General features: G+C 54.8%; 18 protein-coding genes. 6 read left to right on the top strand and 12 right to left on the bottom strand.

Annotated elements, in window-relative coordinates:
• The coding region (locus AC5S26_RS29080; RefSeq protein ID WP_494188448.1) for a GMC family oxidoreductase at positions 1 to 803 on the top strand (803 nt) is incomplete at its 5' end.
• 367 nt (positions 804 to 1,170) lie between these two features.
• Positions 1,171 to 1,395, top strand: a complete 225-nt coding sequence (locus AC5S26_RS29075) for a hypothetical protein (protein WP_494188447.1) — start codon at positions 1,171 to 1,173, stop codon at positions 1,393 to 1,395.
• A 558-nt stretch (positions 1,396 to 1,953) separates the two neighbouring features.
• Here the strand turns inward: AC5S26_RS29075 and AC5S26_RS29070 are convergent.
• Positions 1,954 to 3,132, bottom strand: a complete 1,179-nt coding sequence (locus AC5S26_RS29070; protein WP_494188446.1) for an FAD-dependent monooxygenase — start codon at positions 3,130 to 3,132, stop codon at positions 1,954 to 1,956.
• 114 nt (positions 3,133 to 3,246) lie between these two features.
• Here AC5S26_RS29070 and AC5S26_RS29065 point away from each other — a divergent pair, with 114 nt between their 5' ends.
• Positions 3,247 to 3,885, top strand: a complete 639-nt coding sequence (locus AC5S26_RS29065; RefSeq protein ID WP_494188445.1) for a TetR/AcrR family transcriptional regulator — start codon at positions 3,247 to 3,249, stop codon at positions 3,883 to 3,885.
• Between the two features lie 181 nt (positions 3,886 to 4,066).
• Here the strand turns inward: AC5S26_RS29065 and AC5S26_RS29060 are convergent, their stop codons facing one another.
• Positions 4,067 to 6,304, bottom strand: a complete 2,238-nt coding sequence (locus tag AC5S26_RS29060) for a winged helix-turn-helix domain-containing protein (RefSeq protein ID WP_494188444.1) — start codon at positions 6,302 to 6,304, stop codon at positions 4,067 to 4,069.
• Positions 6,305 to 6,427: 123 nt separating this feature from the next.
• Here AC5S26_RS29060 and AC5S26_RS29055 point away from each other — a divergent pair, with 123 nt between their 5' ends.
• Positions 6,428 to 7,348 carry a retropepsin-like aspartic protease gene (locus tag AC5S26_RS29055; protein ID WP_494188443.1) on the top strand — a complete coding sequence of 307 codons (921 nt, stop codon included), beginning with the start codon at positions 6,428 to 6,430 and terminating at the stop codon, positions 7,346 to 7,348.
• 943 nt (positions 7,349 to 8,291) lie between these two features.
• The gene (locus AC5S26_RS29050; RefSeq protein ID WP_494188442.1) at positions 8,292 to 9,065 is read left to right on the top strand and encodes a retropepsin-like aspartic protease; all 774 of its coding nucleotides are present in this window, start codon (positions 8,292 to 8,294) and stop codon (positions 9,063 to 9,065) included.
• 165 nt (positions 9,066 to 9,230) lie between these two features.
• Here AC5S26_RS29050 and AC5S26_RS29045 read toward each other — a convergent pair whose 3' ends face one another.
• Positions 9,231 to 9,359: a hypothetical protein gene (locus AC5S26_RS29045; protein WP_494188441.1), complete on the bottom strand. Its 129-nt coding sequence runs from the start codon at positions 9,357 to 9,359 to the stop codon at positions 9,231 to 9,233.
• Positions 9,360 to 9,392: 33 nt separating this feature from the next.
• Positions 9,393 to 11,675: a winged helix-turn-helix domain-containing protein gene (locus tag AC5S26_RS29040; RefSeq protein WP_494188440.1), complete on the bottom strand. Its 2,283-nt coding sequence runs from the start codon at positions 11,673 to 11,675 to the stop codon at positions 9,393 to 9,395.
• A gap of 286 nt (positions 11,676 to 11,961) precedes the next feature.
• On the opposite strand from AC5S26_RS29040, the gene AC5S26_RS29035 reads away from it, so the two are divergent.
• Positions 11,962 to 12,168 (top strand): hypothetical protein, encoded by a 207-nt coding sequence (locus AC5S26_RS29035; protein WP_494188439.1) that lies wholly within the window; start codon positions 11,962 to 11,964, stop codon positions 12,166 to 12,168.
• Positions 12,169 to 12,184: 16 nt separating this feature from the next.
• Here AC5S26_RS29035 and AC5S26_RS29030 read toward each other — a convergent pair whose 3' ends face one another.
• From AC5S26_RS29030 to AC5S26_RS28995, 8 genes are all read right to left on the bottom strand, one after another.
• On the bottom strand, positions 12,185 to 12,727 hold the full coding sequence (locus tag AC5S26_RS29030; RefSeq protein WP_494188438.1) for a tyrosine-type recombinase/integrase: 543 nt from the start codon (positions 12,725 to 12,727) through the stop codon (positions 12,185 to 12,187).
• A gap of 161 nt (positions 12,728 to 12,888) precedes the next feature.
• Positions 12,889 to 13,167 (bottom strand): hypothetical protein, encoded by a 279-nt coding sequence (locus AC5S26_RS29025; protein WP_494188437.1) that lies wholly within the window; start codon positions 13,165 to 13,167, stop codon positions 12,889 to 12,891.
• A 202-nt stretch (positions 13,168 to 13,369) separates the two neighbouring features.
• Positions 13,370 to 14,248: a transglutaminase family protein gene (locus AC5S26_RS29020; RefSeq protein ID WP_494188436.1), complete on the bottom strand. Its 879-nt coding sequence runs from the start codon at positions 14,246 to 14,248 to the stop codon at positions 13,370 to 13,372.
• Position 14,249: 1 nt separating this feature from the next.
• Complete coding sequence (locus AC5S26_RS29015; RefSeq protein ID WP_494188435.1) at positions 14,250 to 16,685, bottom strand: circularly permuted type 2 ATP-grasp protein; 2,436 nt, start codon at positions 16,683 to 16,685, stop codon at positions 14,250 to 14,252.
• 56 nt (positions 16,686 to 16,741) lie between these two features.
• Positions 16,742 to 19,966, bottom strand: coding sequence for a transglutaminase family protein (locus tag AC5S26_RS29010; RefSeq protein WP_494188434.1), 3,225 nt, complete (start codon positions 19,964 to 19,966; stop codon positions 16,742 to 16,744).
• 49 nt (positions 19,967 to 20,015) lie between these two features.
• Positions 20,016 to 20,975, bottom strand: a complete 960-nt coding sequence (locus AC5S26_RS29005; protein WP_494188433.1) for a transglutaminase-like domain-containing protein — start codon at positions 20,973 to 20,975, stop codon at positions 20,016 to 20,018.
• A gap of 828 nt (positions 20,976 to 21,803) precedes the next feature.
• On the bottom strand, positions 21,804 to 23,600 hold the full coding sequence (locus AC5S26_RS29000; RefSeq protein WP_494188432.1) for a S53 family peptidase: 1,797 nt from the start codon (positions 23,598 to 23,600) through the stop codon (positions 21,804 to 21,806).
• Positions 23,601 to 24,120: 520 nt separating this feature from the next.
• On the bottom strand, positions 24,121 to 25,128 hold the full coding sequence (locus tag AC5S26_RS28995; RefSeq protein ID WP_494188431.1) for a hypothetical protein: 1,008 nt from the start codon (positions 25,126 to 25,128) through the stop codon (positions 24,121 to 24,123).
• Positions 25,129 to 26,115 lie beyond the last annotated feature (987 nt).

The following is a 26,115-nucleotide window of genomic DNA, read 5'->3' as shown; positions in this document are numbered from 1 at the left end:
CTTTGGTGAACGGCGACAGGATCGCCGGCGATCAAGTGATCTTGTGCGCTGGCGCATTCGGTAGTCCTGCTATCCTAATGCGATCTGGCATAGGGCCTTCATCGCATCTCAGAGAACTAGGCATCTCCGTTCTTGTAGACGCTCCAGTGGGGGATCGGTTGAAGGAACATCCTTTCTCTTACAACACCTATGCGCTGAATCGAGACGCAAATTCGATGACTCCCTCCGCTGGAGCGATCATCTGGACGAAATCCAGCGAAGCGGGCCCAGACGAACTCGACCTGCACATTTCCGGCACGCACATCTTCGATCCAGCGCAGAGCCCGACTGGCGGTGCCATTGTTCTTGCCTGCGCAGTTACGCTTCCCAATTCCTTGGGTTCCGTCCGATTGGCGAGCCGCGATCCTCGTGCCATGCCCATCATTCGCTACAACTTCTTCGAGGATCCTAGTGACCTTCGCAGAATTAAGGAAGCAGTTCGGCTATCGCGACAGATTGGACGGACGGCACCTTTCAGCGACGTGATCGAGTTTGAAATGACCCCCGGGAATAACATCAGTGATGAAGATGAAGCAGCGCTCGAGAAAGCTATCATTGAACAAGTAGACGGTTACGCTCATCCCACATCGACAGTACCGATGGGAGGCGATGGCAATCCTCATGCAGTCGTCGATTCGCATGGTGCCGTCAAAGGCGTGGATGGCCTCCATGTCATAGACGCTTCGATCATGCCGGATATCGTTTCAGCGCCGACGAACGTCACAACGATCATGATGGCAGAAGCGATCAGCCGTACATTCTAAGTACAAGTGAATCGCACTGATGAAGTCAGACCTAGTTCCATATTGCTGAACCCTGCAACAAGATAATCTCGAACCGCGCACACGATAACAAACTGACCAGTGGTGGGCGCGTGGATAGGCCCGTTCCAACGAAGCCATTGTTTAATTCCGATGAGTTCGTTCACGAACGGGCTCCTATCTTCGGAGTCATTGGCAGCAGCGCTGCCTATCAAACTCCCAATGAAAGCAGGTTTCAGCTTGCTGCCTTGAGCAGTAGTTCGCGCTGTAGTTTCTTTAGGCTCGGCAATATGACCTTCTTCACAGTGCTGTCAACAAACGCTGTCATGGTGTATCGCGTCTTGTCGGCAGGATCGGCTATCGCCTGGAGATGCCGAACGTCCCGCTTGAATTCGAGATAGAGCGGAAGCGGCATTTTGATGGTGAAGCACTGGAGAGGCCGTCGGACATCATACTCAAATTGCTCCTCAACGCCTTCGACGACAAGCTCACACTGAACCTCTTCGGAGAGCGGCTGCTCGTCCTCAGTAAAGAGCGGCAGAGTCAGGAATTCGTCGTTTCATCTCCCCATAACGAGCCCAGAATAGCAGAGTGAACGTGCATTTAACAGCGATTTTTTGATTCTTCGATCCTGCTCGAGATACTCGCCCTCTCACTGGACTTCGGTATGTACATACGCAATTCCAGCCAATAAACGATAAGATAACGATTCAGCTTAAGGGTGAGGCATTCAACATACTCAACCATCCAAATTACGGCCATATCGACCCTACGGTTACCGATCTGTTCGGACAGGCGACACGGATGCTGAATCAGAGCTTTGGCGGAAGCGGAGCAATCTATCAGCAAGGTGGACCGCGCTCGGTTCAATTAGGCTTCCGGTTGATCTTCTAACGGCCTAGATGATCTATCTCTTACGGAGACATTCAGCTTGCCGGACAACGCTGCCCATATCGCGGCGTCTCGTAGTTTCCTGAAAACGGGGATTTAGGCAAGTTCGACGTTTCTCGGATATCCCGAAGTTGGCGGAAAGTCGACTTTGCAGGCGCTACAGTTTCACCTTTCCGGATAGCCGGTTATACACCCCTATGAATGCTTTTCGTTTGCTTATCAAAGTGAGAGGGGACCGTGGCAGTATGCACATACTTCGCATTCATCTTGAGTAATTCTTCAGTCTGATGGAGTTCGCCACTTTCAAGGGAACCTCAATCATCATGTTCTTCCACGGCGTGTGAGGCAAGAGGCGCCACATTTGAGTGCTGAGCCATTGCTTCCAGCGGGTGCGTGGCACAAACCAGTCAGCGCCATCAGCCATCTTCTGACACCGCGTCACATACTCCCTCATCAGAGCTTCATAGCGGGCGAAAGCGACGGTATGATCGCCAGCAGCCTCCTTCAACTCGCCCGCAAGAATGCAGGCTCCCACTACAGCCATTCCAGTGCCCATGCCGGACAGAGGTGAGGCGCAGTGGGCTGCATCTCCGAGGAGGACGGTGCGCCCTGTCGACCATTTGTCCATTTTGATCTGGCTGACGGAGTCGAAGTAAAAGTCCGGAGCGTCGTCCATCATCTTCAAGAGGCGTGGCACCTCCCAAACCTCTCCGGCGAATCTATCGCGCAGGATGTTCTTCTGCTCACTGATATTGCGTCGCCCGTATTCCAGCAGAGGGGAGTCAAAGAAGAAGGATGCCTTGGCCTCACGGTTTTCTCTTGCGCTGAAGATGCCGACCTTCTTGCCCAACGTTCCGTAATAAAGTCCGCTCTGGTCGAGGTTCATGTAGTTGGGTATGGTGAAAATCGACACGTAGTACCCGAGATGGTGGACAAACTGTGACTCTTCTCCAAAGGCGAGGCTCCGCACATTGGAGTGCAATCCATCCGCACCGACCACTAAATCGAAGGTGCGTGGCCCATTGCGGCTGAAGTGCACCTCTACGCCTGCCTCTCCTTGCGAAAGATGCGTGATGGAGTCATCAAAGATGTATTCAGCCTCATGACGTGTGGCCTGGTGGAGTATCCCAGCAAGATCGCCGCGCATGATCTCCAGCTCTCCACTCGTGAAGCCGTCGGGCATACTTGCAACCTTCTTATTGGCGCTGTCCACAATCGTGATTGCACCGGTGCGGGTCTGCATTCTCTGAACCTCAGCCAGTATGCCCATGCGTTCCAGTACCTGGATCGACGCGCCCCGGAAGTCCACTGCATAGCCCCCGGGCCGCACCGCGGGTGCGCGCTCGATGATCACCGGACGAAAGCCATAGCGGCTCAGCCAGAAGGCAAGAGCGGGTCCGGCGACGCTCGCTCCTGAGATCAGGATGTTTCGGTTCTTCATGCTGTTTTACAAACCTCGTCCGCGGTTCGCGGTCTATATAGAACATATGTATTAGACATTTGTACTATACGTCCGTGTAGGACGTATGTCTAATATTTCGATACACTGAGCCGTATGGGGAACCGAGAGTCTCTGCTGCTGGGGGCAAAGCGCTGCCTGATCGAGAAGGGCTATGCGCGCACGACTGCTCGCGATATCACAGCAGCTGCAGGGGTCAGCCTTGCCGCCATCGGTTATCACTTCGACTCCAAAGAGGCTCTGTTGACCGAGGCTCTGGTGCTCGCAATCGCAGATTGGGAGCAGGAGTTTCGCCAGGCGCTGCAGTCAGCTGTTCGTGCCGACGCGGACCCGATAGAGAGGTTCGAGACGATATGGGTGCGACTCATCGAGACTTTCCAAGCGCATCGTCCACTCTGGGCGGCGAACTTCGAGCTTTTTGCGCAGATGGATCATCTGCCGGAGATTCGTCGCGTCCTGGGAGATAGTCTCCAGCAGGCGCGTATAGGGTTAGCATCCCTGTTCCTGAACAAAGAGGAGAGCGAGATCGATGACCAAACGGCGCGAACTGCCGGAGGCTTCTACCACGCCCTCCTGTCTGGCCTCATTGCTCAGTTTTTAGTCGATCCGGAGCACGCGCTTTCTGCTCAAGACCTGACCCATGCGTTGCGCGAGATCTCTACGGGAATGCAGCCGAGCCACAAGTCATCCAAAGCAAAACTCAGACGCGCACAAAAAAGTCCAACAAAGCGATAAAGAGCAACCGTTGTAGCCGAAGGATTCCGTATGAGTCCGCGCCGATCCGGAGGAATTCAAGTTGTCGAAAAGTCGGCTTATCGGACAAGTAGTTTCTTGAAAACGGCGTTATCGGAAGTCTGCTATACGGGGGAGACAAGCCTTAGTCGAACGGCGGAAATCAAGTGGGCCTCATTGCAGGTCAGTTCATCAGCACCGTCAGGGGAGTGGCTCCGGCAGATGGCGTCGAGTTGATCAGGAAGCGGCTGCCATCGGGGGAGACGGCATATTGGAACAGTACGAGACGCGGTCCGATGATTCGCGTCTGGAAGAGGACGTGGGGAACGCCTGCCACCGGCTCGTCATGCGAGGTGTCGATTGTCACTGCCATAAGCTTTTTGTCCATAGCGATATAGAAGAGTTCCTTTCCATCCGCGCGCCAGCGCGCTTGTAGGCCGCCATGATTGGATATCTGGATTCGTCGGCCGGGGCCGGGGAAACGACTTACATACACTTCAGGGTCTCCAGAGACCGACGACCCAAATCCAGAGAAGGCGATCCACTTCCCATCGGGAGAAAATTGTGCTTCCGCACCCGGTGCGTAGGTTGTCTGCGAATGGTTCTTGAGGTCAAGGACCTCCAGCTCCGGCGCAATACTGTTCTGAAAATTCATGTACACGAGAAAACGCCCGTCGGCCGACCAATCGTTGAGAGCCAGACGATAGGACGTAACCACTCGCTCCGATTTGCCGGAACCATCGGTAGGGGCGACTTCGATGTACTTAGAAGTTCTGTCATGATTGGCTGCATAAGCCACCCTTTTGCCGTCAGGGGAGAAAACCGGCAAACTATCTTTCCCTCCCTCGGAGACACGGGTACTTGTACCTCTGGCGAAATCATAAATATGGATAAATCGCTTGCCGTTGTGTTCCTCGTCGGAGGAGACTGCGAGCAGAGCGCCATCGCGGGAGAGAGAAGGATCGCGATAGCCGGTTCTGGGTAGTTCCTCTATTTCTTTACCGGAACGGTCAAACCATGCGAGCCGGGAGAGGCTTTCAATTGCCGACTGGAAGATGACCACACCGTTGTCCGAAACCGAGAATCCGGTACGGGAAAAGGCCGGAGCCTCTTCCAGTTCTTGTCGCTCGACAACCTCTGGCCGGCCCGTAAGCTGCAACCGTTTGAGATCGAACGGCTGTGCCATGAGGCTGCTATCGCGGACGTAGTAGAGGCGCGAGGACGCGAACTGAGTATTGCCGATGATCTCGGAAGAGATCAATTTGCTCTCCTGCGTACTGAGAGATCCGACATAGATCCCCTGCGTCTGAGCGGGCTTCGAGCTCCCGCGAAGAAAATATAGAAAGTGGTCTCCATCCGGAAGAGCGGACGGCCAAAGTACCGGGGCGTTCGGCGCGTTGCCCTTCGTGGCGAACTGCGGTTCGCCACCCGAGGCCGATACCTTGAGTATCGAGTGGGAGCCGATGTAGCTGGGCTCATTAAATCCAGCGAAAGCGAAGAGGATCGTGCCTCGATCGTTCCATGCCCCTCCAAAGCCATCGGGTGCGTCGCACAGGACCTTGACGGCACCGCTGCCGGGATCAACAATCTTCAGCTTCGAAGCCTGGAAGAAGCCCACCTGACGACTATCCGGGGACCAGAATGGCAACGTGGCGCCTTCGGTACCAGTCAATTGCTGCGCACCTCCAGCGGCCAGGGACCGGATCCACAAGGCGGTGGCCCCATCCTGTGCGACAGCCACGAAGGCGAGCCGCCGGCCGTCAGGCGAGATAGTGAAATTGTGGGGGACGAATGAAGTAGAGGGCGGCGGAAGTAAGGAAAGACGAAGATGGCGGCTCTCCGCCGGCTGTTTGCTGCGCCAATAGCCAACTCCGAACCAGGCCAACAGGGCCATACACAGAGCCGCCACTCCCCACGCAAATCTTTCTCGGCGGCGCGGCGCCGATTCAGGCGCCTTTGTGAGGTTCACTTCTGCGGGGATCCAATTCACCTCTCTCGGCAAATCTCGCACACTTTGCACAGATGTCTCGACGAAATCAGCCTCGGTCAGACCAATCTCTTTGTCGGTCGCTTGCAGATCTCCCATGGCGATTTCAGAAACCTCAACCTTGCACACCAGCCGGTATCCGACCGTGGCCACGGTTTCGATGAAACGCGGCTCGTTGACGTCGTCGCCTAGCAGGCGGCGCAGCAGCCAGATGCTACGCGTAAGGGAACCCTCCGTAACGGCAGTATCGCCCCATACGGAATTCAGCAGTTCTTCCTTCAAGATCACCTTTTGGGGGGTCCGCAGCAAGAGTAGGAGGACGCGAAACGCCTTCGGCTCGACCGCCAACACCTTGCCCGCCTTGAGGAGCGAGAACTCACGCTCGCGAACCTCAATGTCGGAGAAGCGGAAAACAAAGGACTTATTCTCCATCATAAATCCATCATCCGACCCTAAGAAATTCTTGACCTGGGTCGAGAAACTGATAAGCAGCCCATCAAGACCAAGTAGAGTTATGCGCCCAGAGTCTCTCCAGCCAGACCGGCTGAGGAGCTCAAAATGTCAGCCTTCAAATGGTTCGCTTCCTTCGTTCTTGCCGCAACCATCGTCCCAGCGCTTCCCGCAGAACCTTATTGCCCTGGAAATGTCGCAAGTGTACCCCTCCGTCTTATAAACCGCTACCAGATGATCGTGGAGGTATCTGTTAACCATTCCGGCCCCTACCACTTTCTGTTGGACACGGGCACCCAGATGACGATGATCGATCCCGCCTTGGCTGCCGACCTCCACCTGAATACTCAGGGCTCGGCCGGGATAGCAGGAGTCGGATTTCTTGCGTCCGCTCCTTTCGCGCAACTCGATCTGCTCGAAGTTGGCTCCCATGCCGTCGCCAATCAAAAGGTACTCGTGTTTGACTTCCAGAATTCCCATGCCGTCGATCTTCATCTTTTTCGCGGTGTCCTCGGCGAGGACTTTCTCGGCAAATTCGATATGTTGATCGACAATGCTCGCAACCTGCTCTGTCTCGACGACTCATCCGCCATGGCCGCCGACGTCAAAGGACCGCATATCGCACTGATGGCGCCGGCTCGGACGACTAACGGCATGCCGGCGCTCAGCTCGCTCATCATCATGGCTGGTCTATCCGATGGGACGCGGCCCGTTCGACTAAAACTCGACTCCGGCACGAACGTCTCTTTCCTGTTCTACACCGCTCGATATATGCCACTGGAATTATTAGCAAGGACCTCGTTGCTCGGTGGTGGTTTCGATAGAGCACAACGCCCAGTTTCGACCATACCGCTTCAGGATTTGCAGATCGGCTCACGTGAATTCCCCAGGGTATCCTTTTTCACATACGCAGACTCCTCAGAAGGAGCCTACGGCGCATCCGCCTACGATGGTCTCCTGATGTTGGGGATCTTCCGGTGCGTTTTCATCTGCCACACCCATCACTTTGCTGTCTTTGAGCCGTGGTAGACCGTCGGGGTGGTGATTGGAACGCCGCGATCGCATGAACTGTTGGCGAAGTCGATTAAATCCAGGTTTGATCAATTGGCGATAACATGCCCAAGCCACTCATTCATCGGTCCAGTCGCCTATGCTTGGCAAGTTGCCGTTGAACGGAAACAGTATGGAAGATCGATCGCAGATGCTTTCACATAGTTCGGTCAAGATTACGGGAAAGTATTATTCACCGTGGGTCCTACGAGACAGACAGTAGTGGAACAAAAGATGATCGAAGCGCTGGTCAAGATGGGCGTACCGTAGCTCTAAACCCTGAATACAATCAATTCCGCCAGCCAGTGCAGCGCTATGCTGCCACCTAGTGATCGTCTACGCCGAAGGCGTGTGGTGCCACGGTTGCGGTTTGATCAGGGACAATGTCCGGTTTGGATTCGGGAGAGTACGTCCAATTTGCCGACCAACCGGGAGCAATCCTTCTTTCTGTCTAGGAACGGTCGGCTCGGACAGTTCGCGATTCTCGGATAATGAGGATTAACTCCAAACTCTATATAGAAGTTCGTCTCTCGTGATCAGACGGTGGGTGTTGCGTAGCGAGAAAGAGCGGGCCCCCCGGCCTTCGACTCGACTGGCGGCACCTTGCCAGCCATAACAGAGCTCGCGTTCTCGAACTTCCATAGCGACAAATCTAAACAAAAGACTTATGTTCCGTCATAAATTCATCACACCGTTTCAGGAAATGATCAAGGCCTCATCATGACCATGCAGAATCCCGGTCGCAGAGTTTACCCAGCCTATCCGGCTGAGGTGATCTCCGTTGACGCTCTTCAAATGGCTCGCATCCCTGACTCTTGCTTCAACAACCTTGGCGACGCTTACAGCAGAACCACGTTGCCCGGGAAATGTTGCCGGTTTACGCTTACGGACTATCAACCGCTCCCAAATCATTGTGCCGGTAATGATCAACCACGCCGGCCCGTATGACTTTCTGGTGGATACAGGCACTCAGGCCACAATCGTCGATCCATCACTGGCACACGCACTTCAACTGGAGAGTCAGGGCGAGATCCAGGTCATAGGTGTCGGATTCCAGATGAGCGCCCCACTTTCCCAATTGGATTCGCTCAGTATTGGCTCGCAAGCAATAAGAGACCTTGTCGTTGTCGTACAGAACCTTGGGAAACTCCAGAAAGCTGATCTCCACATTCGCGGAATTCTCGGCGGAGGTTTCCTTAAGCATCTCGATGTACTCATTGACTACCAACATGGTGTGCTCTGCTTCGACGACGAAAACGTAATAAGGCCCAAGCTGAGAGGAGAGCGTATTGCGCTAGTAACACCACCTCCAACTAAAAACCAGGCAACGCCGAGCAGGCTGCTCACCATCGCCGTTCATCTATCAGGTGCCCAGAGGCCGCTACTGCTGGGGCTCGATTCCGGCGCGACCCTACCCTTACTATTCGAACCATCCAAATATTTGGCTCGTGGCTTGATTGGGAGCCGTGTCATACGTGGGCTTAGCGGAGATGGAACGGAGCGCGCATTCTCCGTTTTGTCACCTCAGACTTTGCAGATCGGTAGACTTAGCCTCCATCAAATATCCTTCATAATGTTGGCTGGTTCCCAGAAGGATACGCGCAATGTTGAGGTAGATGGTCTGCTTCCGACTGGACTCTTCCGGAGCATCTATATAAGCCATGCCGACCGCTTTGTCGTCTTTGAGCCGTGGTAGGCAGAATGCTTTAAGGGGTCGAGGCAAAGTCAACTGTCGGAGATCCGCCCATTAGCATACTTATGGAGCGCGTTAGTCAACCGCCGTTGCTCGCCTCCGCCTACTACCATGTTCCAGATGCCTCCTTCCTCGAATTTGGAATAGAGTGTCTTTCCGCCATACTATTCAAACGCTGCGAAGCCGTCGTGATGTGTCTTCGTAGTTGGCCGCTGCGACCATGTGCATGTTCTGGCCCTCAGAGTCGATCAAGTAGATTTGGCCGCGCGCCTCGCGGTGGTGGTCGAAGCGATCCATTTTCCATCGGGCAAGCTCGTATGAGCCCACCCCTCAACGAAAGTTCTCCACCAGCATCAAATCACTGCTGACCTGGTCCCACTGGCTGTACAGAACCAACCGCTCATCCGGCGAAAGCGCCAGCCCAAAAGTCACCTGCCGAGGAATAGCGACAATCGACGAGATCTGGTGATTGGCGAAGCGCAAAAAAGCAAGTTCCTGTCCGCTTCCCTTTCCGACAGACCTTAGGAAATAAATTCCCCGCTTCCCAAGAGCGTAGGAGGACCCCAACGGTGCCAGGTCCGACAACACCTGCGTCTCCTCGCCGCCGGCCAGGGGCAATCTGCACAACACATTTTGAGAGGTGACGTAGTAGAGATATTGACCATCGTCCGACTCAAGCGGCACATATCCTCCTCGCTTTGTAACCTGTATCCTCGGGCCGCCGCTGGCTGGCATCTTCCAGACTTGGGCGTCTCCAGTTTCGCGTGATGTGAAGTAAATCCATTTGCCGTCGTGCGACCAACTGGGTCCAACATCATCCACTTGTCCGGTATCCAGACGACGAGCGGCACCGCCTTCAGAACTGATCACGTACAGGCTCGCAAGGCCCTTCGGTCGCGAGTGAAAGACAATGTTCTTCCCGTCCGGCGACCAGCGCGGGAAGCCACTGACGATCGCTCCCATATGCGTAAGCTGTCGAACATGGGAACCATCACGGTCGGATGCCCAGATTTCACCTGTCCCGGAGATGTCGGATTGAAATGCCACCTGCTGGCCATTGGGAGAAAACTGAGGATTCGATGCTCCCAGCGTGCCCAGGGTGGAGCTCAGCCACGGCTTTGGATTACTACTCCAGCCAGACCTCGATTTGGGAGGCGGCAAATCGGCGGACAGGACAGTAATATTGGAAATTACGCGCGTGTACACAAGCCGGTTGCCGCGCCGGGCAAGGTCCAGAGCAGTACTGCTGTCAACCGAAAGCGGCAAGGGTTCGCTTTTCTGTGAACCGACAAGATTGATCCGCCAGATACTGTGATTGCCGGCCAGCTCGCTTCGAGTAAACAGGATTGATCGGCCATCTGAACTCCAAACCGGACTCGCAAGATGGCGGTTGTAGAACGTAATCCGTTCGGGAGAGCCCTCAGGCTGAAGATCTGGAGAAAGGTTGAGGACGTAAAGATCACTCGAGACTCCTCCTCCACCCGTATAACGAACAAAAGCCAGATGCCTCCTATCCAGAGAGAGGGCTGGATCCACGTCATCGTACTCGTTCGGTGGAAAAGTGATTCTTCGCTTTTCGCCTGTTTCGACCGACAAAAGAAACAGACTGATCACGCCACCGTAGGAAGGGGCGTCTGAAACCACCAGCGACTTACCATCCGGCGACCACGCAATAAATTTGGAGTGAGGAAAGAGCGTTAGTGGGGCGGTAACTGCCGCCAGCGTTCTTGCCGGACCCGCAGCAACGGACGGAATCAATAAAATTTCGCCCTTCTCATCAGAATCCAAGCGCAGGAAGGCGATCGTTCGACCATCAGGTGACCAAGCCGGACTAAGATCCGGTTTGGGATCGCTGGTGAGCCGAAGGAGTGCTCCCTCTCCGATCTGCTTTACATAGATATCGAAGTTGTCCTGCTTCTCCCCATTCCAGGCAAACGCAACCCGGTCCCCGTCTGGCGCAAACGAAGGACAAATCTCCGAGCCTATATAGCTCGTAAGCGGGACGGACGAATAGAAAGCCGGAGATCGCGAGATGTGTCGAAAGTAGAAGAACGCGGGGATGCCAATCAACAGAACCGGCGCAAGCCAGCGGATCACGGACCGAAGCCCCTTTGCCTCTACGACGGCAGGTTCAATTTGTGGAGCATGTGGGCTGTCGTGAATCTCCTGGTCGCGCATTTCAGCCATATCCAGACTGCCGATGCCATCTTCCGTTGCCTCCACATTACAGAGGAAGCGATAGCCGACGGTAGGTACCGTGGCGATGTAGCGTGGCTCGTGGATGTCATCTCCAAGCAGACGTCGCAACAGAAAAATGGCCCGCGTCAGCGAGTTTTCGGAAACAGCACAGTTGTTCCAGACCGCATCGATCAGCTCGTCCTTGGTAATGAGCCGATGCGGATTCCGAAGGAGAAAAATGAGGACTCGAAAGGCCCTCGGCTCGACCGGTAACACTTCTCCAGCCTTGACGATGCAGAACTCGCGCTCTCGAACCTCCACATCCGCGAAAGTGAAAACAAAAGGCTTGTGCTCAATCACGAATTCATCACCCCCATTCAGGGGAATGATCACGACCCCGTCATGACCATGCAGGGCCACGGGCGGAGAGTGCACTCAGCCACCCCGGCTGAGGTGTTTTCCAACGTCTATCTGCCAGCGGCTCGCTTCCGTAACTCTCGCAGCAATCATCCTTCCATCACTACAGGCAGAACCACATTGCCCGGGAACGTTGCCAGTTTACGCTTCCGTCTCGTTCAGCGCTCCCAAATAATTGTTCCGGTCACGCCGCGATCTTCTCCTCCTGGATTGGCCCCATCCGTGACCTCGAGATCACCGCCGTTACAGGATCTACTGCCGCGCCCACGCGCGAACTGACCACACCAGCTTCTTGTGGATCGGTGTGCCCGGTTTCGGATTCATGCAGTATGCAACACGCACCCATCGCTCCAACATGGATCTTTATGATCGCGTCCAGCCCGGCGATGTCATGCAAGGGTCAGCTGTTGAAGCATGGTTCGTCTACAACACCGCCACCCGCAAGGACATGCTTCCGCGTATCCCCACCCCCGATCCTCTTCAGTTCATGAAGCCAATGAATCTCAGGTAGATTGCGGCTTTGCATCTTATGAGCATTGGGGGAGCGGCGCTCGCGCGACATCGAGCTCAGCCAGTTCGTTTCTTCTGAGAGCACAACCGACCAGAAGGGCCAGGATCACATAGTCCCGCTTCCCTTTCAGGGTCGAGCGGTCGGGGACGGTTAGCAGATCCTTGGCCTGCTCCCGAGTCAACCAGTTTCCCAGCCGAGTTCCCTTCTGTCGGATGTTTGGGATGTCGGTCAGGCTCGCCGCCTCCTCCTGACCGATCATTCCCGCCCGGCGAGCTTCGCCAACCATCTTCCGGACCGCCGACAACCGGACGTTAATAGTAGAGGGGGACAAAGATTCGAGCGTCGAGCGCCACTCCATGAGCAGCTCCCGGGAGAGAGGTCGGCTGGCACAGAATCGGAAGAGATCGTCCAAAGCCTTGGCGTAGTTCCGTCGGCTATGAGGCGAGGAGACCGAGTCGAGCACCATCTTTCGCAGCAAAGCCTGGGCCGGGGTCAGTGCGAGAGGCTCCCCTTCCCTGCCTTTCGGTTCAAGATCGGCCAAAATGAGCTCGTTGGTCATGAAATGATTTTACCCCTGACAATTGACATTGTCGTAGGTGAAATTTACTAATTCTAAAATGGTTAGTCGGGAGTTGCCGGTGACATCTATTAGACGAGCAGACCGACTGAATGACCGAGTTAAGCAGCCGATTGGTCACCCCGCACACACGGAGAACCGATTTAGTCTATGAGTCTAGCTTCCTTCATTTTTTCTTCCTCGATTGTGAGGAAGATCGTGAACGGAATTCTTTGGTCAAGATGCTGCTCGATCTGCGCTAGTTGGTCTGTGCGAAGCAGTTTTTCAAGTCTCAAGGAGTAACGAAGGGCACGCACCGTAATCTTTCCGCCACCGACGGTGATTGTTTCCGCCGTAGTTGCGTCAGTAGTGACGAATGTTACGGTGGGATATTTAGCATCCGTCAAAATCGGGTTTACGTCGATTACATAGTCACGCTGCACAGTACCTCTCGTAGATTCGTTGTGATTGCTCGCCATTCTATGGCTGATGTAAGCCGTGCTGAGTGTTCGGGCTCCGGTTGCGATCAGATTGCCGTATCGTCGCCTGTCATCCTACGTTGTCTTTACGGTTCCAATCGAGAACCTGTTGTAAAAGAACAAAAATCGGTTTTTTTACCAAACATGAAAAGCGATCATGACTTGGTCAGACATCAACCGGTTCAATATCAACCTCGACTTTAAGGGCGTTTCGCCCCCCGCCCAAGATCAGACCCCGCAAAGGGCTGACGTCACCATAGTCCCTGCCCCAGGCGAGAGTGACATGGCCATCCGTTGGGGCAACATTGTTTGTGGGATCCATATCAATCCATCCCTCGTCACGACTGTAGGCAGAGATCCATGCATGAGAGGCATCTGCTCCCACCATGCGTGGCTTGCCTGGCGGCGGATAAGTCCGCAGATAGCCGCTCACATAACGAGCTGCCACGTTTATTGAGCGCAAGCAGGCAATCTCCATATGCGCAAAATCCTGGCAGACACCGTGACGCTTTTTGAAGACTTCCTCTGGCGGAGTGCGAACCGTGGTTGCTTTGGAATCAAAGCGGAAGTCTGCGTAGATTCGCGCGGTAAGCTCCATCAATGCTTCCCTCATTGGACGCGCGGGTGTGAAGGATTCTAGGGCGTACGAAGCAAATTCTTTGTTGAGACGGACCCGGGGCGACGCAAACTGAAACTGATACGCTGACAGACTCTCTTCACTAAGATCCGCTGCGAGAGACCTCGCAGATTCTTCCCAAGGGCGCGAAAAACCAGGCGCCGAAATTGTCGGCCCATCGATCTTAACCGTGCTCTTTGCCTCGACGATGAGTACTTTGTGAGGCTCCTCCACTGTGAAGAAGGACAGGATATTACCGAAGTAGTCAACGCGCTCAGTCAAGGTTGACGGCACGGGGTAAATGTTTAGCGTGTTTTGTACCAGCCTGTTTTCCAAGAAGGATCGAGGTTTGAGGCACGCTACATGTTCCCCGACAGAAACAGGGTAAGAGTAGCGATAGGTGGTGCGATGGCTAACGTTGTAGACCATTTCAGTCAAATCCCATTGTGATCGGTAATGTGCGCGCGTGACTGAAATAGTGGCTGGAAAGATTGTTCGACCAGGACGGGAGCAGTTTTTCCAGACGAGCCAGAAATTGATCGACTTCCTCATATCCATCCGAGAGATCAGAGCCTGGCTTATTGAAGCGTTCTGTCAAAGCTTGCAAGTCGATGAGTCTTAAGGATCTGACGGCGTCCTGAATGGCCTGGAGATCAGAAGACAGATTTCGCGGCAGTTTCGCATAAAGTTCAGCTAAATGATCCAGCTGAAAGTCCAAAGAACGAGGGTTATGCTCATCGGCCATGAGAAGGTCAAGCACGGCAAGGGGCTGCAGGTTTGTGTAATAACGCGTGCGGTAGGTTACAGTGCTGTCGGCGACCTCCAACAATCGCTCGAGATAAGCCCAATTCTCGACGGCCAATGGTTTGGTAACGTGGCGCAGTTCTTGTGTCAGGTAAATCGCGCGCTCAAGGCGGCGGCCTAGACTCAGAAAGAGCCAGCCCGAACCGCGATTGATATTCTCCCGCTCCATCCCGGAAAACGCTGAAAGGAGCTCAAGACATTTTGTAAGCATCACGGTATAGCTTGTCAGGAAGGTGCCCTTTTGAGCCCGGACCGAGCTCCGCAGCTGGCTCAGCAGCAACATCATGTCACCTGAGAGACGCTCCCTCACACTGTCTCCGATCCGTGACACCTCATCCAGCGTTGCGGCCAAACTGTCAGCTCGTTTGTGATCGGTCAGTGAGGCAAGCAGTTCTCTCCGCAGCGCATTGAAGCTGGGCGGTCCGCGCCTGCCTTCGGTAAGTCGAGCAGAGCGAGTTCCCAGACAAGTAGCGAGGCAAATGAGGCTCCCAAGCTCTGTATCCTCTGCGAGGTGAACTCTCGGGATGATCGATCGAAGGATTCGTGCCTGGTTTTCAGCGCGCTCCACGTAACGGCCGAGCCAGAAAGTATTGTCGGCCACGCTGCTGGGCACTACCAGCGATGCACGTCGCAACTGCACGAGTTCGTTGCGAGGCGGTAGCATGCTGAACGTGTCGACTGGCCCGTCGGAAAGCACCCAGGCATCCTTGCTGTGGCCTCCCCGTTGCATAGAAACTACTGAACCGCTAGTCTCGGCGACGCGCACCAGTCCCCCCGGAAAGACCGACCAGCCGTTGCCGGTGTTCACGACATAGGTGCGCAAGACGACGCTGCGGGACTGCAGGGCTTCGTTCTCCCACACAGGTGCGGTTGAGAGTTGAACCTGTTCCTGCGCAACGTATTCGTGCGGGTGGCTGCGCAGGCGTTCTACAAGCTTTTCCCGCTCCGGGGCCGAAAGCTCTGAACCGAAGACCGGCTCTATCCCGAGCGAAGAGAACGCTGGTTTGACAACGACAGAGTGCAAATTGTCGACCACCCAGTTCAGAGCGCTTTCCTGCCCGCACCACCAGGTCGCGACCGACGGCAATTTAAGTTCGGCGCCGAGGAGATGTCTTGAGAGACCAGGTAGGAATGGCATTATTGCCGCTGATTCGACGGCACCGCTGCCGAGTGCATTTGCCACCTTCACGTTGCCGGCGACGACAGCTTCTACAAGGCCAGAGACCCCAAGCAGCGAATCCCCCCGCAACTCCAGCGGATCACAAAAGTCATCGTCCACCCGGCGCAAGATGACATCGACCTGTTCGAGGCCGCCGACAGTCTTTATGAAGACGCAACGGTCTCGTACCGTGAGGTCGGCGCCTTCCACAAGTGTAAAGCCGAGATATTTCGCGAGGTAAGAGTGTTCGAAGTAGGTCTCGTTGTGAGGGCCTGGTGTCAGTAGAACAATCCGCGGGGTAATTCGTTCGGAAAGTTTCACAAGCGCATCGCGTTGCGCGCGAAAGAACGGCGCGAGTCGTTGTACGTCGGAGGTGCGAAAGAGCTCGGGAAGAAATTCAGATACGATCATCCGATTTTCCAGCGCGTAACCGCTCCCTGAAGGGGCCTGGGTACGGTTGGCCAATACCCACCAGTTCCCGTCAGGGGATCGTGCAAGATCAATGGCCAACATGTGCAGATAGCTCGCGCGAGGAACTTTCACACCAAATAACGGCCGTAGAAATGCGGGGTTGGCATAGAGCAAAGCACCAGGAAGGACGCCATCCTTCAGCAAGCTCTGCGAATTGTAAATGTCTTCGAGAACGAGGTTTAGGAGTTGAGCCCGTTGAACAACACCGGCTTCGATGTAGCGCCATTCCTCGTTGGAAATCAACAGCGGAACAAGGTCTATTTTCCAAGGTCGATGGGAGCCTAACGGATCGCCGTAGATGTTATAGGTAATCCCGTTTTCGCGGATTCGCTGTTCCGCCTGAGCCCATCGGAGAGCAAGCTCAACAGGTCCGATCGATTGAAGGGATTGCATCAGCCCCGCCCAGTGGGGGCGTGGCGTGATACCGTCCACGGATGACTCCTCGTATGCGCAGCCGTAACGAAGTGGAGACTGGTAAAGATCTCCAATCATGGCTTCCCTGCCTCAGAGAACCTCATAGCGTCGACGGTCAACTCATCTATCGCCGCAGGCCAGCGGAGGTCGAGGGTCATCGGAAAGATTGGATTCTTCTCCGACGGTGGTGTTGCGATGACATCTTCGGGTGGAGGTGTAATGTGAAACCGACGCAAGCGACGCTCGCTGGCCTCGGTTGAGTCGGCGGGACGAGAGTCATACAAGGTCCCATCGAGGCGGCCGGCATAGTAGGCGCATTGACCCACGGAGCGTTTTTTCCAGGTGTCGATCAGATCGAACCTCAAAGGAGTATGAACCGGAATCGTCGGGTGGAGCGCAGCCGACAATCTACGTGCGCGATAGCGGATACCGGCGAGCGCTTCATCCTGTGCTTCAGACAAATGGAGAGGCACCCTCCGGCCATTGCAAGAAACAACGTACCGCGACGCCGGAGTAATACCGTTTACTTTCACCTGTATTCGTTCGAGTGAAGAATCCACGCTTCTGCCTGAACCGCCGGACGTAGTCTCTTCTGCCAGGACATTCCACGGCTCTAGGGCCTGCCGGAGTTCGAGCCGAACGCCATCGGCTTCGATTTCGCCGATCTTCGGAAAACGGAACTCCAGGTGCGACGCGAACCACGTGTCAACGAAAGAATACCCAGCGCTGCGAAGTACGTCGAGAACGTCAGTAAAGTCGCGCTCAACAAAGTACGGCAACATAAAGCGATCATGGAGTGCCGTTCCCCAACGCAACAGACCACCCGTGAATGGGCTGTTCCAAAAGTGCGCAATGAGCGTGCGCACAAGGAGCGTTTGAAGAAGACCCATCCGATAGTGCGGAGGCATTTCAAAGGCGCGCAGTTCAAGTAATCCCAAGCGAAGGCCCCGACCTACCGGCGGATAGAGCTTGTCAATACAGAACTCGGCCCTATGGCTATTACCGGTCACGTCCACGAGTAAATTGCGGAATAAGCCGTCGACGATCTCGGCCGGGCACTCGCCCTTAGGGAGATGGCTAAATGCGATCTCGAGCTCATATAGCGAATCGACCCTTGCTTCATCAACGCGAGGATATTGGCTCGTAGGTCCTACATACATGCCTGCAAACAGATAGGAAAGCGAAGGATGATTCTGCCAAAAGGACAGCAGGCTGCGAAGTAAGTCCGGCCGGCGCAGAATCGGACTGTCTGCAAGCGTTGGGCCACCTAACGTAATATGGCTGCCCCCTCCGGTTGCCATATGAGTGCCGTCATAGCCAAACTTAGCTGCAATCAGACGATGCCGCTGAGCTTCTTCCGCAAGCATTGCATTGTGGGTTTCCAGCTCATCCCATTCCGACGTAGGTGGCATGTTGACTTCGAGCACTCCCGGATCTGGCGTCAGACTGAACACTTTTATCCGCGGATCCAGCGGCGCTGAATAGCCCTCGATCCAGACCGGCCTTTGTAGGTATTGGCTTGTCTCTTCCACGGCCGCCACCAAGTCAAGATAATCTGCAAGCACTGAGATATATGGCAGAAAAACGTGCAAGCGACCCTCGCGCGCCTGCACGCAGAGCGACGGACGAGTGAGCTCCCGTGCTAAAGTCAGGTTCTCAGAGATGGGCGGCAGCGGGTCCGGCTCAGGATATCGATTGAACATCTCCGGGCATCTCACCACGGCGGACGGCAGCTTTACCAGCCCATCCTCATCGATCTCGTACGAAAGAGCATCCGGTGCAACCCAAGGCATCATTTCCACAGGAATTCGATAACCAATCGGCGAGTCGCCCACCGACAAGGTGAACTTCGTCGGCCGCTTAAACCAGAGCTGACTTGACCAGGTAAGGCGGTCCTTAGGCTGGCGTCGTCGCAGTGGCAGAATGAATCCAGCCGGTTCGTCCTGCTCCGTCGTGGACTCCATCGCTGGCAATATGTTTTCCGGCTCAGCCCCAAGGCGTCGACTCAGCGTCTCTAAAAAGGCATATGCCTCCGCATTACTACAGGCATCGTCCTTCCCCTCCAAAGCAAACAGATCGCCGTTTTCCCATATCGGGAGATAGTCCTTGCGCCAAATGCAATGAAATGCCCAACGTGGCACCGGCTCGCCCGGATACCATTTGCCTTGGCCGAAATGAAGGAGCGCACCAGGCGCAATACGCTGCCGAATGGAATGGATAAGTGACAGCCCAGCGCTGCGTTTTTGCGGGCCGAGCGCGTCACAATTCCATTGAGCGCTCTCCGGGTCATCGATGCCGACAAATGTCGGCTCGCCTCCCATGGTAAGCCGCACATCCTGCGCTTTCAGATCCCGGTCCACGTCATATGCCAGGTGTTGTATCGTGCGCCAATCGCGGTCACTGAAGGGTGAGGTCAGGCTTGGAGCCTGATCCAGCCTGCGGACCGTCAGTTCATGAGTAAATTCGACACCGGCCGGTTCAACAGTGCCGCTGATCGGCGCCGCATCACTAGGCGTCGTGCTGCAGGCGAGCGGAATGTGTCCCTCTGTCGCCAGTAGACCGGACGTTGGATCCATCCCCACCCAGCCGGCTCCAGGAAGATAGACCTCCGCCCAAGCATGCAGATCAACAGAGTCCGTCTTGCGACATTCTGCCCCAGCGAGTTGTTTATCGTCTGCAAGCTGAATGAGATATCCGGAGACAAAACGTGCGGCAAATCCCAGCCGACGGCATACCTGCACCAGCAGCCAACTTGAGTCTCGGCAAGACCCGGTACCAAGAGACAGTGTCTCTTCGCAACTTTGCACGCCATGCTCCATCCGCGTCGTGTAGGAGACTTGGTTGCATACACGCTCGTTCAAGGCAAGGAGCAAAGCAATGGTCTGCTGAGGACCACGAACGCTGGCTACGAAGTTATTGAGAAGAGGTCCGGAAGACTTGAGGACCAGGAATGGTTCAAGATTCCTCGCCATCTCAGGTTTGTAAGTGAAAGGCGCCATCTCCGCCTCAGGTTCAAGGAGAAAAGCAAATGGGTTCAATGGAATCAAGTTCGCGACCAGATCCACATTGATGGCGAATTCGGCTGTTTTGCTAGGAAAGACTACCCTAGCTACATGATTCGCCAACGGATCAAACTGCCATGAGCAAAGACCGTCAGTCGGCTTGATCTCCAACAAGTAACTAAGAATAGGTGCGGCACAATGCGGGGCTGGCCGCAGCCGAATCGTCTGCGGTCCCAGCGATACCGGATGCTCATAACAGTACCGGGATTCGTGGTGCACTATTACCTTCGTTCCCATTCACCCTCGTACGCTTCTCAGATCATTCGCATAAGTGAGTTGGTGTGCCTTACGCAGTCGCTGCTTGCGTTTGAATAGGAGTCGCTCGGCTGGCATTGGTTTGGGTCGGCATAATAGGGACGGTAATCGCCGTACCTCCTTCAGGAAGTGGAATCCTATTTCCTCCCGCATCAACCTCCCAAGAATCAGCATAAAAGTAAGTTAGATTCGTCACGCCAAAGCTGGTTGTGATAGCCACGTCTGCCGCATCTCTCCCCGTCGCCATCAAAATTCGTCCCAATCTCGGATAGTTATGCCGAGCATCCAGACTAATCCATTGCCCGTCGAGAAAGACTTGATACCAAGCGCTGAAGTCGCCCACTCCGGTACTGGGCCTTCGAATGTCACCGATGTAGCCGGTGACGTAGCGGGCGGGAATATTTTGGCAGCGGGAAAGCGCTATCGCAAGATGTTGGAAATCCCGGCATACCCCCACGCGTTCAATGAAGACGTCCATCGCAGTCTTAGTTGGCCGAGCGGTGTTGTAGTTAAAGATCACTTTTTCGTGAACCCAATCTCGAATCGCTGTGGCCCGTGCCCAACCCTCGGGAATGGCTCCAAACAATTCCTGAGCGATACTGCCAAACAGATCCACTTCGCAGTAACGACTGGGCAGCAGGAACTGCAGCACCTCGGGCGGGAGCTCATCGATCGATGCCTGTTTGGCGTCGGGATAGCTCTTCTCGGGCTGATCCTCCGACTCAATCAAGTTTCTACCGGAGAGTCGAAGGTGACCAACTGGAGCAACGAAGCGTGAACAGATGTTTCCGAAGGAATCTATATAGTCCCTCTGAGAGATGACTAAACGGGGCTCCTGGCCGGATATATTGCTTGTTCCCAGATGTTCAACAAGTAGTTCGTCCGCAGACCGCAGTTGTTGGGCGAGCGAAGGGTGCAGATGCAAAACCGCAACCAACACCGCTGGATTGGGTAAATGGAATTGAATATCGAACATGGATCGGATGAGCATAGGCGGGGAACCTGACCTCCAAGTCGAAATTCTCAGCGAGTTTTCAGTTTACTGCATTGAGAATACGTTCTATCTTCTTTGCTTTTCGGCGCGACGCCTTACTGATCTGCCCTCTATTGCAATCGCCATTTGATGGTTGCAGTGGGTGGGTTCAGCCAGTTCTTGGATCGAGTTGCGAAGGAGTCGGCTACCAGATTCGCAATACCTCCAACGCTTCTATCAAGGAGGCTCTGCGAGCCGGAACGTAGCCACCCAGCACGGCTGCCGACCCCACAACGCGCCTAACCGGCAACCACTGATGTACCTGTTATCCGTGAAGAGATCACAGATGATCGCTCAATCTATTGGTTTTATGACGTGACTCACGAGGTGCCTTGAAAGGCATCATAGACGGTCCTTTGTGATGCGCAGTCCCCAGATGGGCAGAGTTCCTGGGTATATCCTGTCTTTCTTCACGAATCAACCAATCTATGCTTCGCGTTAGCAGGCGTGCAATGGCTCAAAGCGGGTCGAGCAGTGACTTGGCTTACACGTTCGTCTGGGACGTAGGGCGTTGGCAAATTAGAGCTTAGCGCAGGGTTGAGGTCGAGCTCTCCCTATCACCCGACAGAACGCGGGAACGGTAGTTTCGAACTTACAACAAATATGTGATCCGCCGATTTGGGTAGTGGGCGCTTGCGCCGAAAACTCGCAACAAAGATGAGGAGACTCGCCTAGACCCCTTTTTGGAAGCTTGTTTGCTGCCATGGCTCCATGCCCGCGAGTCTCGATGCTAGTGAATGAATGTAGTGGACACGGTTGATCACGTGTTCAGGTGGTCCGTCAAAGCTACGGATTGCTCGGAGACTGCGGAGTTCCGGCCGTTGGAACCTTGGGGGCGAGCAGGAAGTTCACTCCGATCACTGTTCCGTTGCCGAGTACGCGGTTGTATCCTTTCTTTGAACTGAAGAGGCCGTTATATCCAGGGACGTTGTCGTGGTAGACGTTTAGGGGTAATCCGGCGTTCTGCAGTGCCGCGAGCGCGTAAATCTCAGGATTCTCGTTGCCAAGGCGAGAGCCGTAGCGCTCGAGCTTCAACGCCAGCAGCCCGGCGAAGTCAGGAGCCGACGCGCTGGTTCCGATCACGGCATAAAGTCCTCCGGCGATGGCCACGACTACTGAACTGTCGCTGTCCGAGCACGGTTCGACAGAACCGACCGGGCAACCGCCCATGTGTCCCGAGACGTCAGGCACGGTGCGATACTTCGAGCCGGTGTTTACGAGTCTCTGGAAGAGAGGCTTCTTGTAATAGATGCTATCCCCTCCGCCGGATCCCCATATATTGCCGGTCGCCGGCGTGCCGTAGAAGATGTCGAGGGCGAGTGGGTCCCCGTAGGCCTGTTCGGTGACATATGTGGAATCGAGAGATGTCGGGCTGAGCGAGGTCGCGAGGTTGCTTCCACCTACTCCAGTCACGTGCGGACTCGAAGCCGGCGATTCTGCAGATGGCTGCATGGTGCCGCAGGCGCTAGTGGCGTCAGGAAGAAAGCAGGCCGGCGGAGGTGCAGACATCGCGCCCTGGTCGCCCGACGAGGCAACGAAGGTGATTCCCTGCGCATTACCCTGCTTGAAGATGTCATCGTAGATACCCAGAAGGTCGGTAAGATCCTGGCCGTCGTTATAGTCTGGGAGATAGAGGATCTCAGGACCGCCGAAAGACATATTGACCACGTCGGCCTTGTTGTCATTGACGATGGTAAGCAATCCATCGATGACGTTGGAGTCGGAAAGATCGGGCAGGTTGTAGAGGATGATGCTGGCGTTGGGTGCCATACCTCCGGTCTGCTGCATGTCAAGATGCGTCTCGGTGGAGAGGTCAGGGTCGTAGGGTGCTCCGCCGTTGATGTTGACGGTCGTCATCTTCGGCATGGCGAGTTTCTCGTGGGTGAAGTAGGCGACCATGTCATCGGAGTTGAAGTCGTTTGCCATCAGCACACCGATGGTGACACCTTTGCCGGTGTACACCTTATAGCTCGGGTACTTGTAGGCCTGCTTCAGATCGGTGAACCAATATGGGCCAGCGCTGGAGTAGCGATTCTCCGGCAGCGGCGCGGCAAGACGGTGCGATTGTGGGCGCATGCGGATAAAGCCTGAGAGTCCGGCGACGACGGCTCCATTGGCAGAAAGCGCCCCGGGCAACGAGATGGGCTTGGCTGCAGCGATGACCTTACGACCGTTAGCAAACGTACCGATGCGCAGCTGTGTTCCGAAGGCCTGCTCAACAGCGCTGGCGTTACCGGTGACGTGGATGCGTTGGCTCGATACGAGACTTGCCGTAAAGCCATAAGCCTCAAGCTGCTTGCGGACAGCGGCGATGCTGGCGTCGCTCGCGCCGAAGCGCGTCTTAAATTCTCCTGGCTTGATCCACTTGTGATAACTAGGTGAGTTGCTGTCGTGCAGTGTGTCAACGAGGGAATTGAGGTCCTCCCTGTGCTGCAGTGGAAGGAAGACGTCAAACTCAACCTTCTGCGAAGCGTCGACGCGCTGGCCAAGTACTGCCTTGTCGGCGGCGAATCCGTTTGAGGGCAACATAGCGGCGCAGATCATCGCCGCAAAGAAAATGATATGTCTTTTCGCAAGTCGCATGGAAAGGCCTCCGAAGGGCTGGCTTATCTTTTGAATTTATGTGTTTGACCCAAGGAACACTCATAAGAGGTGAAGAAAATATCACCCTTCGCGCGAAAAGACAACAGTTTTTGGCCATGAAAATGTCGACTGATGGGACTCTCCCTTTAGAGATGGTTCTCAATCCGGAAGCTTTTTGGTATTTTCCACCACCAACAGCTGCTAATCAGCAGGACCAGGATGATCCACCGCTCCATCTAATCCCGGGGCTACCCGTGCGCCGATGGCCAAAATGAGGAACAGATGAACGTGCGCCTGAATCCGACAACTCTCTCGTGTCGTGGAGCGAGCCTTCGAAGCGGGCCACGTTGTTGTTGGCCGATAGGAGCTGGAGCATGCGGTGCGACCGTTCGTTAGTGAGGTACGGTGCTGCAGAAACCACGCAGCCGTCCACCACAACGTCGGTTATGAGTGTCGATCGCTGTTGATGAATGATTCGGCGATCTACCTCTTCATCAATTAATATTGCGTTGTTTTACAGTTACCTTGTGCCGGGGACTTGATTATTCACAATTTCTACACCAGCCAGTTGCGCTGACTCTGAGAACAGCGGCCAATTTTTCAGCACCGCGTTAAGGACCGTATCTTGTCCCATTGCGTAGTCCGAGAAGGTCCGGGTAATAATGCGGTCAGGCTTAAGGGTGCCGGAGGGAACACCGTAGATAAAATCCAACCAGTAACACCGGGTGACGTCGTAGCATTCATGAACTGAGTCGTGCATGGCAGTCGCGTAGTTGATCTGGATTCCCGAGTTAGGTAACTTTAGACGCTCGCCTCGTTCAGCCCAGTACTGGTCTCGATCTCCGACCGATTCGCCAACCAGTTCGACATTGCGATGGGTGAAGTACTTCGCCCGGGCGGCCGTTACAATTGCCGCAGAAAATGTCATATTTCCGATCAGGATCGAGAGCTTCCCATCGCGCTGAAGACTGCGATGGAGGTCGTGAGTGAAGGCGGTTGTCTCCAGATAATTGCCTCCGGTGCTGAAGCGCAGATCAAGAACGATGTGTCGCCAAGTCCTGCCTGCGGATAGCTGCATGAGACTAGACAGCTGTTCCTTCAAAGAGCCATGAGAATCCGGTAGAACCTGATTGATCCGAATGTACAGGGTGCCGTCGTGAGGTTCTGACGCAAAGAGACTGCGATTGGGCTCGCGCAGGCTTAATGGAAGAGCTGTACCCGCGGGAAGAAAGGTCTGCCAATCGGTCGTGTCGTCCGGAATCTGCGCAGGGGCGATATCGCGAATTGGAACCAATTTATTAGGATTCTCGTGCGGAGCATCGGTTCTTACACGGACCCCGGCCTCTCTGCCATCAAGCGTCAGCACTTGCAGCGCGAGCACGTCCGGATCTGCGTCGGACCATATCGCGTGCAGGAGCGTAGGCGTCTCCATAACAGGGAGGCTGTACCAGTTTGCATAACTATCGATCCCCGTCACATAGGGTCGGACAGCCGCAGTCGCTGCAGCAGGATCGCGACCATCTATCATTATCACTCGCGCTCCCAAAAGATCTTTAAAGTGCGACCTCGCACGAATGATGTATAGGCCATCCCCGAACCAAGCAAAGCGCACCTGCGCACGCCCAAACCTACCCGCCTGTTGCGCGGGGACTGTGCTCGTATGACCGTTGCCAGCAAGCGCAACGAGCCTATCGATAGCGAGCAGAAATTGGGCCCTGGATAGTTCCGTGCTGCCCTCGAGGAGGGTGGCTCTTTCCTGCTCAAACCGCCTCCTGGCATCCGGAGAAAAGCTGCGATCTAAATGCATTAATTGTTCTAGATAGTCGAGATCCTGACGGTCAGCCTCTAATTGATTTGAAGCATGGGAATAGATCGCCGGCCTCGGTACCGGCTCGAATCTTTTTTTCAACGCCCATTGAAATACGGATGGAGCTACAAAGACGACGATCGTAGCAATTGCTATCGCCCATTGCAACTACATAGACGAGTCGGATCCTATTGTGCCCTTCGCTTCGCATTCTCTTCAGGAAATACGTTCGTTTTGCTCAGTTTGTTCAGATTCTCACCATTCTCGCCAGCACAAGAGGAGTTCTGTGATGGCTGTGAATTGCCCCGAACTGCCTGGGTCCGCACAGCCATTGGAAGGATCGGGGCGTCCTCACCGTTCGGTTAGATTGTAGATTCTTAACCCTGCGGACGGCCCGAGGTGTGCCCGACACTGAGCAACCTCTGCAGGCACTACAGAACACATCTAGTGGTGTCATCGAACTGCAGGTGTATTGCTGAGCATGGCTTTCCTGTGATTACACTCCACACGAGACAAGTAACAAGAAAAGAGCCTCCTCACAACTCTTCCTAGCGAGATTGCTTGACCTACTTCTATTGGCTGATAGTATGGTTTCGAAATTCATCCACCGAGATACGATTGCTTTTTGCGAGACGTTCTTCACCGTAACGCTGAGGTCCTTCAACCAGTCGTCTTTCGCTTCAAAAGGTTTGTCAATCGTCACCGGTT

Source organism: Edaphobacter sp. FHG110511_03, from assembly GCF_059115365.1.
Note: the sequence above shows the minus strand (reverse complement) of the source record. Positions and strands in the feature narration are given on the sequence as shown.